Origin of the sequence: Gordonia sp. i37 (assembly GCF_002043085.1) — a bacterium.
Lineage (GTDB): Bacteria > Actinomycetota > Actinomycetes > Mycobacteriales > Mycobacteriaceae > Gordonia > Gordonia polyisoprenivorans.
The window spans coordinates 1-11,902 of record NZ_MVPX01000161.1 but is presented as its reverse complement, the minus strand read 5'-3'; the positions used below and the strand labels follow the sequence as shown (position 1 = coordinate 11,902).

At 67.6% G+C, this 11,902-nt stretch carries 9 protein-coding genes; all 9 read right to left on the bottom strand.

Annotated features, from left to right (window positions below; genetic code table 11):
- Window positions 1–211: 211 nt before the first annotated feature.
- A complete protein-coding gene (rpmA, locus tag B1964_RS08060) occupies window positions 212–475 on the bottom strand; it encodes a 50S ribosomal protein L27 (protein WP_006371275.1) in 264 nt (87 codons plus the stop codon).
- 35 nt (window positions 476–510) lie between these two features.
- The gene (rplU, locus tag B1964_RS08055; RefSeq protein ID WP_006371274.1) at window positions 511–822 is read right to left on the bottom strand and encodes a 50S ribosomal protein L21; all 312 of its coding nucleotides are present in this window, start codon (window positions 820–822) and stop codon (window positions 511–513) included.
- A gap of 301 nt (window positions 823–1,123) precedes the next feature.
- Window positions 1,124–4,636: a translation initiation factor IF-2 N-terminal domain-containing protein gene (locus B1964_RS08050; protein ID WP_079929445.1), complete on the bottom strand. Its 3,513-nt coding sequence runs from the start codon at window positions 4,634–4,636 to the stop codon at window positions 1,124–1,126.
- A gap of 423 nt (window positions 4,637–5,059) precedes the next feature.
- Window positions 5,060–5,476 carry a nucleoside-diphosphate kinase gene (gene ndk, locus B1964_RS08045; RefSeq protein WP_006371272.1) on the bottom strand — a complete coding sequence of 139 codons (417 nt, stop codon included), beginning with the start codon at window positions 5,474–5,476 and terminating at the stop codon, window positions 5,060–5,062.
- A gap of 32 nt (window positions 5,477–5,508) precedes the next feature.
- Window positions 5,509–5,991 (bottom strand): hypothetical protein, encoded by a 483-nt coding sequence (locus B1964_RS08040; RefSeq protein WP_079929444.1) that lies wholly within the window; start codon window positions 5,989–5,991, stop codon window positions 5,509–5,511.
- A gap of 266 nt (window positions 5,992–6,257) precedes the next feature.
- A complete protein-coding gene (locus B1964_RS08035; RefSeq protein ID WP_079929443.1) occupies window positions 6,258–7,145 on the bottom strand; it encodes an undecaprenyl-diphosphate phosphatase in 888 nt (295 codons plus the stop codon).
- A gap of 123 nt (window positions 7,146–7,268) precedes the next feature.
- A complete protein-coding gene (locus B1964_RS08030; protein WP_006371269.1) occupies window positions 7,269–7,670 on the bottom strand; it encodes a DUF4233 domain-containing protein in 402 nt (133 codons plus the stop codon).
- Complete coding sequence (locus tag B1964_RS08025; protein ID WP_253193924.1) at window positions 7,667–9,133, bottom strand: folylpolyglutamate synthase/dihydrofolate synthase family protein; 1,467 nt, start codon at window positions 9,131–9,133, stop codon at window positions 7,667–7,669. The genes B1964_RS08030 and B1964_RS08025 overlap by 4 nt, the downstream gene beginning before the upstream one ends.
- Before the next feature lie 167 nt (window positions 9,134–9,300).
- On the bottom strand, window positions 9,301–11,902 hold a 2,602-nt coding region (locus B1964_RS08020), incomplete at its 5' end, for a valine--tRNA ligase (RefSeq protein ID WP_139765670.1).

The following is an 11,902-nucleotide window of genomic DNA, read 5'->3' as shown; positions in this document are numbered from 1 at the left end:
GTGCCCGCCGTTACCGGCGGCGACGTGGATGGTCACCCGGTCGACGAACCGCGACATGACGTTCCTTCCTTCTCGGGCGCGACGAGGGGTCGACGCCCGGTGACAAACAACGGTGACAAACAACGGTGAAAAACAACAAGGGCGGGCCGGGTGCGTGATGCCCCTGCCCGCCCTGTCGAAGAGCTCTGGTGGTTCTCGTGAACCGCTCGGGTCAGGCCTGAGCGGTCTCCGGAACGATGTTCACGGTCTTGCGGCCACGCTTGGTGCCGAACTCGACCGCACCCGACGCGAGCGCGAACAGGGTGTCGTCGCCGCCACGGCCGACATTGACGCCGGGGTGGAACTTGGTGCCGCGCTGACGGATCAGGATCTCGCCGGCGCTGACCTGCTGGCCGCCGAAGCGCTTGACGCCGAGCCGCTGGGCGTTGGAATCGCGACCGTTGCGCGAGCTGGACGCGCCCTTCTTGTGTGCCATGTGTCAGTCCTCCTGGGGTAGCGCTGAGACGAGAATTACTTGATGCCGGTGACCTTGAGGACCGTCAGCTTCTGACGGTGACCCTGGCGCTTGTGGTAGCCGGTCTTGTTCTTGAACTTGTGGATGCGGATCTTCGGGCCCTTGACGTGCTCGACGATCTCGCCGGTGACCGAGATCTTCGCGAGCTTGTCGGCATCGGTGGTGAGCTCGGAGCCGTCGACGACCAGCGCCACCGGCAGGTTCACGGTGGTGCCCGGCTCGCTGTCGATCTTCTCGACCTTCACAATGTCGCCCTGAGCGACCTTGTACTGCTTACCGCCGGTCTTGACGATCGCGTACGTTGCCATCGAAGCTGTCCTCTTGTTCATCATCTCGGGCCGTGTCACGCATGTGCGTCCACGGGTGTGTGGGTGTGTGCATCCGGCGTGGGCCGTGCGAAACCCAGCGGCTACACCGGGATTGCATCAGATCACTCCGAAGGGCCTGCCGTGGAGGGAGTTCCCGGCCGGTGCCACCCCGTCCGGGATGGTGATCCCTTCGGGACTCGGCACAGCTCGAACCCTCCGCCAGAGGCGACCAATCAAGGTTACGGGAGCCGGTCCGGTCAGGTCAAACTCGCCTCACCGGGTCCGGTACCCGCCGCCGGGCCTACTCGTCGGCGGGCGGACCGGCCGGACGACCCGCAGCCCGACGCCGCGGCCGCTGCCGGACCGCGACAGCGGTATCGGCCGTCTCGGTGATCGGGCCGAACGTGGTCAGGGGCTTGGCCGGGGGCTTGACCGAGGCGTCCGCGACGACCATCGCCGGCGCCTCCGACGTCGTCGTCGGCGATGCGGCGCGACGTGCGGCGCGTCGCCTGCCCCGACGGGCCGACGCAGGTTGCGCCACATTCTCGGGTTCAGCGCTCACCGTGACCTCGCCGTTGGTCGATGCGCGCCCGGTGGCGTCGGTCGACGACACGGTGTCGGTGGCATCGTCTGTGTCGGTGGCACTCTCGGCCGCGGTGTCGGTTCCCTCCGAAGCCGCGACGTCGGCCTCCTCCGGTTCCGGTGTGTCGGTTCTCTCCGGAGCATTCTGCGGTCGGTGTCGAGAGGTCGTCGCGGCCTCGTGACCGTCATGATCCTCGTGGACCAGACCGTCATGATCCTCGTCGCCGTCGTGGGCGTGCGCCGCCATCGCCCGGAACATCGGGTGTTCGGCCGGATTGTGGGCGGGTTTGTGTTGCTCGGCGGGCTGCTCGGGCTTGCGCTTGCCGCGACGCGACTTCTTCGACCCGGCGTCGGCACGCCCCGCGTCGTCGGTCCGGACCTCCACCGGCGCGGAATGCACGATCACACCGCGGCCACCACAGGCGGCGCAGGTGGTCGAAAACGCTTCCAGCAGACCGGTTCCCAGTCGTTTGCGAGTCATCTGCACCAGGCCGAGCGAGGTCACCTCGGACACCTGGTGACGGGTGCGATCACGCGCCAGGGCCTCGGTGAGACGGCGCAACACCAGATCGCGGTTGGATTCGAGGACCATGTCGATGAAGTCGACGATGATCATGCCGCCGATGTCGCGAAGCCGCATCTGCCGCACGATCTCCTCGGCCGCCTCGAGGTTGTTACGGGTCACCGTCTCCTCGAGGTTGCCGCCTGCGCCGGTGAACTTGCCGGTGTTGACGTCGATGACCGTCATGGCCTCGGTGTGCTCGATGATCAGCGTGCCACCCGAGGGCAGCCAGACCTTGCGGTCGAGCGCCTTGGCGAGTTGCTCGTCGATCCGGTGCACCACGAAGGAGTCCGGCGCGTCGGCGTGGGAGCGCTCGAACTTCTCGACCCGCTCGAGCAGGTCGGGAGCGACCGAACTGACGTAGCCCTCCACGAGGTTCCACGCCTTGTCACCCTCGATGACGAGCTTGCGGAAGTCCTCGTTGAACAGGTCACGGACGACCCGCACCAGTAGGTCGGGTTCCTCGTACAGTGCCCGCGGATTCTGCGAGCCGTTGTTCTTCTTGCCGTCGGACTTCGCGTCGGAGACCGCGGACTCGATCGCCTTCCACTTGGACTCGAGACGTTCGATGTCGGCGGCGAGATCGTCGGCGCTGACCCCCTCCGATGCAGTGCGGATGATCACGCCGGCGTCGTCGGGGACGAGTTTGGCGAGGATCTGCTTGAGACGCTTGCGCTCGACGTCGGGCAGCTTGCGGCTGATGCCGGTCGACGAACCGCCCGGCACGTACACCAGATAACGCCCGGCCAGCGAGATCTGCGTCGTCAGACGAGCACCCTTGTGACCCACCGGGTCCTTGCTGACCTGCACGACCACGTTGTCACCGGGTGACAGTGCTTGCTCGATCTTGCGGGACCCGCCGTCGAGGCCCGCGGCATCCCAGTTGACCTCACCGGCGTAGAGGACACCGTTGCGTCCGCGTCCGATGTCGACGAACGCGGCCTCCATGCCGGGGAGCACATTCTGTACGCGTCCGAGATAGATGTTGCCGACCATCGACGACGACGTCTCGGTGGTGACGAAATGTTCGACGAGGACGCCGTCCTCGAGCACCGCGACCTGCGTGTAGTCCTCGATCGCCGCGGGATCGGCGTAATCGGTGGTGTGCAGCGAACTGTTGGCGCTGCGTTCACGCACCACCATGACCCGCTCGACGGCCTCGCGGCGCGCGAGGAACTCCGACTCACTCAGGATCGGTGGCCGACGGCGACCGGCGTCGCGGCCGTCCCGACGACGCTGACGCTTGGCCTCGAGCCGCGTCGACCCGGAGATGCCCTGCACCTCGTCGCGGACCCGCTTGCTGCGCGGCTCACGCTCGTGCACCACGGTGTTCGGCGGATCATCGGCTGCCACATCCTCGGCCTCGCCGCCACCCTTGCGTCGACGCCGGCGACGGCGCCGCTTGGAGGTCGGCACCGTGGAATCGTCGGCATCATCCGACTCGTCGTCGGTATCGGCGTCCTCGGCGGACTCCGCCGTGTCATCGTCGGCAGGGTTCTTGTCGTCACCCTTGCCCCTGGCCTTGTCGGCTCCGCCCGGGTCAGGCCCCGATCCGTCGCTTCCGGAGCCGTCGGCTTTCGATCCGTCGGCCTTGGTGCCGTCCTTCTTGCCGGACTTCTTCCCCGATTTCTTGCCGGATCCCGACTGCTGCTTGTCGGCCGACGATGTACCGGTCGCACCGGAGTCGTCGGACGAATCGGCGGAGTCGCCCTCACGCGACGACAGATCGGTGGAATCGGAGTCGTCGTCCTGCGATCCGGAGTCCTCCGGCGAGTCCGTACGATCGGCCTGATCGCCGCGACCGCGACCGCGACCGCGACGTCCACGCCGGCGCCTGCGGTTACGCCCGCCTTCACCCGACGAATCGTCTTCGGAACCGTCGTCGTCGGACTGATCATCGGTATCGGTGGCGGTATCCGCCCGGGCCGACGATTCGGTCTTCGTCGATTCGGTCTTCGCCGATTCGGTCTTCGTGGAGTCGGTCTTCGTGGAGTCTGGGCTCGAAGTGCGTGCCGATCGGGACGGCGCGGGAGTCGAGGTGTCCGGCTGCAGGAACAAGGGGCCCGCCGCGACCTCACCGGTCGCCTGGACCGGCGCATGACTGTCGACGTCGGCCGCGGAGAACAACATCGGCACGTCCGACTGCGGCGGCGCTGCAGTGTCGGGCGCTGCAGTGTCGGGCGCTGCAGTGTCATCGGCCGGCGACTCGGATGTCGCTGCCTCACCCGCCGGAGTCTCTTCGGCAGGCGTGTCTTCGGCCGGTGTCTCTTCGGCGGGGGCTTCCGCCACCTCGGTGTCGGCAACAGCGGTCTCGGCCACAGCGGTCTCGGCCACATCGGACTCGGTGACGGAGGCCACCGGCTCCTCCACCGCGGCCACGGTCGGCTCCGCGTGCGGGGCCTCGACCTGGGTTGCCTCGGCCGGCGGTGTGGCCGCGTCGGTGGGCGGCTCGGTCTCGCGCACGCGTTGCGCGACCGCCTGGGCCATCTCCCGCTCGACGCTCGATTGCGGGCTACGGGTGTGCCAGCCCAACTCGGCGAGGTGCGCGAGCACCTGGCGACTGGTCAGGCCGAGCACTCGGGCGAGTGCGTGCACACGAAGCTTGCTGGGAAATTCTTCCACCGGATCCGACGCTGAGTTCGCGTCAGCCGGTGACCCGTTGTCGGTCACTCGTGTCTCCTCGAACCCCCGGGCGCGTCCATACGACGCGGCCACGCGAGGGCCTCTGCTGTGTGTCCCGGCCTTCGGCCGGTGTTGTGTGGTCTGCGCGCCCCCTCGGCTCGATCGGAGCTGCAGGGCGCTCTTGCTGGGTCGATGGGTTACGGCGGTCCACCCTCCACGCCATCACGAAGGCTGTGGCCTGCCGGCGGATCGCCGTCGGCGACCCACCGCAATGGGGAGGGCGGGTGGGCGGGCACTCACCGCCCCGGTCATCTCGACCGGGACTTTCGTGCTGGTCCGACCCGTTTCCGAACGTCATCGGCGTTGTCATGGACAAAGTGTGTCCGTGATAACCCCACAAGTATCCCACACCGCGGGCCGACGCCGGCACTCATGTGGGTGCACGCGCGTCGGCCCGGGAGGTTGCGAGGGTCAGGCGTCGAGGTCGGGGAACCAGATCGCGATCTCCCGCTCGGCCGATTCGGGAGAATCCGAGCCGTGGACGAGATTGTTCTGGGTGCTCAGCGCGAAATCCCCACGGATGGTCCCCGGTACCGCCTTCTCGACGGGGTCGGTGCCGCCGGCGATCTGCCGCCAGGCGGCAACCGCGCGCGGTCCCTCGACGACGGCGGCAACGAGCGGCGCCGAGGTGATGAACTCCAGCAGTGCCGGGAAGAAGGGCTTGCCCTCGTGTTCGGCGTAGTGCCGGCGGGCCAGCTCGTCGTCGACCGTCTTGAGTTCGAGCGCCACGAGGGTCAGGCCCTTGCGTTCGATACGGGCGAGGATGTCGCCCACCAGGGCGCGGGCAACACCGTCGGGCTTGATCAGTACCAGTGTCCGTTCAGTCACGAGCACACCTTATCGGCGCGGCGGTCGCACTCCTACGGGCAGTACTGCCCCGACACGGCGTAGAAGCCGTAATCGAACAACCCACCCGAGGTCGATCGCGGATCGACGATCACCTGCACGCATCCCTTCGGGTCGGCCAGCGCACCCTTGACGGCCAGATCGAGGTTCTTGGCCAGCGCCATGTTCGCCGGACGGTACTGCTCCGGAACCGGCAAAGCGGCGATCGCCTCGGCGGTCTTCATCGACGCCATGCGCTTGGTGAGGTCGTGGGTGGCGAGGTAACCGAAGGAACCGGTGGGCACAGGCATCGGCGGTCCGGCCTCGGGGACGTCGACGAGGAGTACCTGCGTGTTGGGAGCCGGCTGGGCCGGTGTGGGCGCCGCCGACGACGGACCCGCTGTGGTCATGACCGCGGTACCGGCTGCCACCGCCAGGAGCGCGAGGGCGCCGTGTCTGGCGACCGACCGTGCCCGGGTCTCGTTGGTGGTGCGGTGACAGGCGCGGTCGATGATCACGCGGCTCCTTCTGGGTTGTGTTGTGGTGCGGCGGAGACGATCCGCCGCCGCAGCCGGATGCAGGTCGGCCGGAGTCGTCGAGGATATCGCCGACCACTCGACGGTCTCGACCCGACAGGGTCTGGTGAGTGATCGATAAGGGAATCGCGGGCCCCGGCGCGACTTCGCGTAATTCTGCAAGAGGACTGAGCGCGAGAACACCCCATCGAGGTCACGATTGGGCACCGATCGTCGGCCGAACGGACGACACGCGCCCGAGGGCGCGGTCAGGCGAAGTGAACGATGCTGATCGCGCCGGCCAGAACGCAATAGACCACGAACGGGTACAGCGTGCGGGTGTGGAACCAGCGGGCGAGAAAGGCCACGGCCGCGAGCGCCGCGACGAACGCGCAGAGCGAACCCACGAGGACCTGCCCACCGATGCCGTGTCCCTCGGGCCCGAACAACTCCGGGATCTTCAGCAGGCCGGCCGCCAAGATGACGGGGGTGGCCAGCAGGAACGCGAACTTCGCCGCGTCCTCGTGCACCAGGCGGCGCAGGAGACCACCGGAGATCGTCACACCGGATCGGGAGATGCCCGGGAGCAGCGCCAGGATCTGGTATGCGCCGATGCCGACGGCCTCCCACATCGTCAGCGACGTCATCGCCCGATCATTGCCGGAGGGCTGCGCGGCGTGGCGTCCGGCGGCTGTGCGACGCCGCAGCAGTTCGGCCGTCAGCAGCACGAGACCGTTGAGGAACAAGAAGATCGACGCGGCGAGCGGGGTGGCGAACACCACCCGCAGCGGTTTCTCGGCGATCAGACCGACGATCCCCACCGGGATCGTGCCGACGATGATCAGCCACGCCAGGCGCGCGTCGTCACCCTCGATGGAACGGTGCCGCAGCGACGAGATGAACCCACCCACGATTCGGACCCAGTCGCGCCAATAGAACAGAACGAGCGCCACGGCGGTCGCGACGTGCAGCGCCACGACGAACGCCAGGAACGGAGTGTGTCCGGCGCTGTCGGATTCGGTGACCAACTTCTCCCAATCACCCCCGAGCCAGGCGGGAACCAGGATCGAATGCCCCAGGCTCGAGACCGGGAACAACTCGGTCACACCTTGCAACAGACCCATCACAATGGCCTGGGGATAGGTCAGATCGCTCACCGTTGGCTCATCCTCTCGTCATCTCGACGCGCCAACAGTACCCAACGGCGACCGACGAAACACGTTGCGCCACAGAGAATTACGGACATTTCTGGCAGATCGGCCGGGGTGACGCGGCGACCGTCACGAGTCGATCGGCTCCTGACCGGCCAACCGCCCCTCCCGCATACGTCGGGCGACATCGGCGCGGACATAGCGGATGTAGAGCCATACGAACAGGAACAACAGCCCGACGATGGCGATCGACCAGTGGAATACCCCACCGATGATCACCAGGATCTGCAGGCCGATGTCGATCTCGAGAGCCCGCCGTCGCCCCTGCATCCCGCAGGCGAGGATCATCAGGAGCGTGACCACGCCGAGGTAGATCCCGGACACCCAGGTCAGTCCCGGACCGATCTTCGCGACGATCGGAAAGGTGAGGACCATGACGATGACCTCGAGGACCAGCGTGCCGGCCATGACGCCGCGCAGGCCGCGCCAGGGATCGGTGGCCGGCGCGGTGAAGCCGGGATGCTCACTCATGCGGGCTCCTTGCCGAAAAGGGTTCGCCCGGCGCCTGCGGTGACCACCGAACCGGTGATGATCACACCCGCCCCGGACACCGGCTCGCCGTCGGATTCCTCGGCGAGCGCGATGGCCGCGGCCACCGCGTCGGGCAGGAACGGCTCGACGGTGACACGGTCCTCGCCGAAGATCTCGCGGGCGATCTCGGCCAGATCCTCGGCGTCGAGCGCCCGCGGTGAGCCGTTGTTGGTGACGACGACGTGATCGAGGACGGGCTCGAGCGCGGCCAGTACCCCTTCGGCGTCCTTGTCCCCGAGCACACCGACGACCCCGACGAGCCGCCGGAAATCGAATTCGTCGGTCAACGCGTGCGCGAGCGCCGCCGCGCCATGCGGATTGTGCGCGGCGTCGACGAACACGCTCGGCGCGCTGCGCACCCGCTCGAGCCGTCCCGGGCTGCTGACGGAGGCGAAACCCGCACGGACGGCGTCGATGTCGAGCTGGCGGTCGGGCCCGGCACCGAAGAACGCCTCGACCGCAGCGAGTGCGAGCGCGGCGTTGGCGGCCTGATGCTCGCCGTGCAGCGGCAAGAAGACTTCTTCGTAGACACCGCCGAGCCCCTGGATGCGCAGCATCTGCCCGCCGACGGCGGTGACCGCGTCGAGGACCGCGAATTCGGAGTTCTGCCGGGCGACGATCGTGCCCTTGTCCACACTCTCGCGCAGCAGCACGTCCATCACCTCCGGCTGCTGTGGGGCGATGACGGTCACCGGATCGGTCACGACGAGATCGTCCTTGGCGCGCTTGATGATCCCGGCCTTCTCCCCTGCGATCGCTGCCAGCGAGTCACCGAGGTAATCGGCGTGATCCATCGCGATCGGGGTGATCACCGCGACCGCACCGTCGACGACGTTGGTCGCATCCCAGCGGCCACCCATTCCGGTCTCGACGACGGCCACATCGATGGGAGCCTCGGCGAAGTAGGCGTAGGCGATCGCGGTGAGCACCTCGAACTTACTCATCCGTGGACCCTCGGCGGCGGTCGACGAGTCGTCGACCATGGTGATGTACGGCTCGAGATCGCGGTAGGTGTCGATGTAGGCGCGCGCCGAGATGGGTTGTCCGTCAACGGCGATCCGCTCGGTCACCCGCTGCAGATGCGGGCTGGTGATGCGTCCGGTGCGCCGGTGCAACGCGACGAGCAGCGCGTCGATCATCCGGGTCACCGACGTCTTGCCGTTGGTCCCGGCGACGTGGATCGCCGGGTAGGCGTGCTGCGGCGAACCGAGCAGATCCATCAACGCCGCGATGCGCGTCAGCGACGGCTCGATCTTCGTCTCGGGCCAGCGCGTATCGAGGTCGGCCTCCACCTCGGCGAGTTCGGCGAGGTCGGCCGCACTGTCCCCCGCGGTCAGCGGCGCACGATCGCGGGCGTCGGCGGCGGTTTCCTCGTCGTCGGTCAGCAGGGAGGCGAGATCCATCCGGTCGGGAGCGACGTCGTCGGGTCCGAAGTCGTCAGGTTCGGGGTCGTCGGGCTCGATGTCACCCGCATCCTCCCACCCGGCGAAGTCGGCGGCGGTGAAGATCGGTTCGTCGTCGGAGCCGTCGGCCGCATCGTCGTGGTCGGGGTCGGACCCGTTGTGGCGGGTCACGATCCGCCCAGCGATGCCAGTTTGGCGGTGAGCCGCTGCACCTCTTCGCCGGCGATCTGTTGGCGCGCGCGGATCTTTTCCACCACTGCCTCCGGCGCCTTCGCGAGGAACTGCTCGTTGCCCAACTTCGCGGTGGTCTGAGCCAGTTCTTTCTCCGCGGCGGCGAGATCCTTCTCCGCACGCTTCCGCTCGGCCTCCACGTCGACGGTGCCCGACGTATCGATCTCGACCTTGACCGTTGCCGCACTCAGGCGCACCTCGAGGTCGGCGGTCGCGGCGAACTCCGCTCCCGGCTCCTCCAGCCGGGCCAGCGCGGCCATGTATCCGGTGAGTCCGGCCAATCCGGCGTCGTCGAGGTGGGCGAACCGCACCGGAACCTTCTGCCCCGGTTTGAGCCCCTGATCGCTGCGGAAGCGTCGGACCTCGGTGATCAGCTTCTGCAGATCCTCCACTGCGGTCGCCGCCTCGGTGTCGGTCGTTCGGCCCGAAGCCATCGGCCACGGCGCGATCACCAACGACTCGCCGCCGGTCAACGACGTCCACAGGACCTCGGTGACGAACGGCATCACCGGTGAGAGTGCACGCAACAACGGGTCGAGTACCGCGCCGAGGACCAGACGTGTTGTCTGCGAACGCTTCTCGTCGTTATCTGCGAACTGCACCTTGGCCAGTTCCAGATACCAGTCGCAGAACTCGTCCCAGGCGAAGTGATAGAGCGCCTCACAGGCCTTGGAGAACTCGTACGACTCGAAGCCCGCGTCGACCTCGGCGAGCACCTCGTCGAGGCGCGACAGGATCCACCGGTCGGCGATCGTCAGATCCGCCGGGGCCGGCAGTTCGCCGAGCTCGGCCCCGTTCATCAGCGCGAACTTGGTCGCGTTGAACAGCTTGGTCGCGAAGTTGCGCGAGGACTGCGCGTGGTCCTCGCCGACGGAGATGTCGCTGCCCGGATTCGCCCCGCGCGCCAGCGTGAAACGCAACGCATCGGCGCCGAACCTCTCGACCCAGTCCAGCGGATCGATGCCGTTGCCCTTGGACTTGCTCATCTTGCGGCCGTGCTCATCGCGCACGAGGCCGTGCAGGAACAGATTGTGGAACGGCACGCGGCGCTGCGGCCCGAGGTCGGCACCGACGTAGGTGCCGAACATCATCATCCGCGCCACCCAGAAGAACAGGATGTCGTATCCGGTGACGAGAACCGAAGTGGGATAGAACTTCTCGAGGTCGGCGGTCTGCTCGGGCCAGCCCAGGGTGGAGAACGGCCACAGCCCCGAGGAGAACCAGGTGTCGAGGACGTCGGTCTCCTGGGTGTATCCGACGGGCGGTGCCTCGTCGGGTCCGACGCACACCACCTCGCCGTCGGGGCCGTACCAGATCGGGATCCGGTGGCCCCACCACAGCTGCCGAGAGATGCACCAGTCGTGCATGTTGTCGACCCAGCCGAACCAGCGCGGCTCCATCGACGACGGGTGGATCACCGTCGACCCGTCGCGGACGGCATCGCCGGCGGCCTTGGCCAGGGGTTCGACCTTGACCCACCACTGCATCGACAACCGCGGCTCGATCGGCTCACCGGTGCGCTCGGAATGTCCGACGCTGTGCAGGTAGGGCCGGACCTCCTTGACGATGCGTCCCTGCTCGGCGAGGGCCTCGCGCACCTTGACCCGCGCTTCGAAGCGGTCCATGCCGTCGAATTGCGTTCCGGTGCCGTATATCCGGGCTTCCTCATCGAGGATGGTCGGCATCGGGAGGTCGTGGCGCTGGCCGATCGCGAAGTCGTTGGGGTCGTGGGCGGGGGTGATCTTGACCGCGCCACTGCCGAACTCCGGGTCCACGTAGTCGTCGGCGATGACCGGGATGGTGCGCTCGACGAAGGGGTGGGCCAATTCGGTCCCGATCAGGTGCGCATAGCGTTCGTCGTCGGGGTGCACCGCGATCGCGGTGTCGCCGAGCATCGTCTCCAGGCGCGTGGTGGCCACCACGATGTGGGGCTCGGCGTCGTCGAGCGAGCCGTAGCGGAAGCTGACCAGTTCGCCCTCGACGTCGGCGTAGCTGACCTCGATGTCGCTGACGGCGGTCTTGAGGACCGGCGACCAGTTCACCAGGCGTTCGGCCTGGTAGATGAGCCCGTCGTCGTACATCTTCTTGAACATCGTCTGCACTGCACGCGACAGTCCGTCGTCCATGGTGAAGCGTTCCCGGCTCCAGTCGACGCTGTCACCGAGTCGGCGCATCTGCTCGCCGATGTTGCCGCCGATCGCGGCCTTCTCGGTCCACACGCGATCGATGAACGCCTCGCGGCCGAGGTCGTCGCGGGTCAGACCCTCACCGGCGAGTTTGCGTTCGACCATGGTCTGCATGGCGATCGCCGCGTGGTCCATTCCGGGCAGCCAGAGCACCTCGTAGCCCTGCATCCGACGGCGCCGCGAGAGCGCATCCATCAGGACGTGCTCGTAGGCGTGCCCCATGTGCAGGGAGCCGTTGACGTTGGGCGGCGGGATGACGATCGAGAACGGTGGCTTCTCACCGGCCGCGTCCGCGGTGAAATAGCCTGCGTCCACCCATCGCTGGTACAGCGCTGCCTCATGTTCGGCGGGG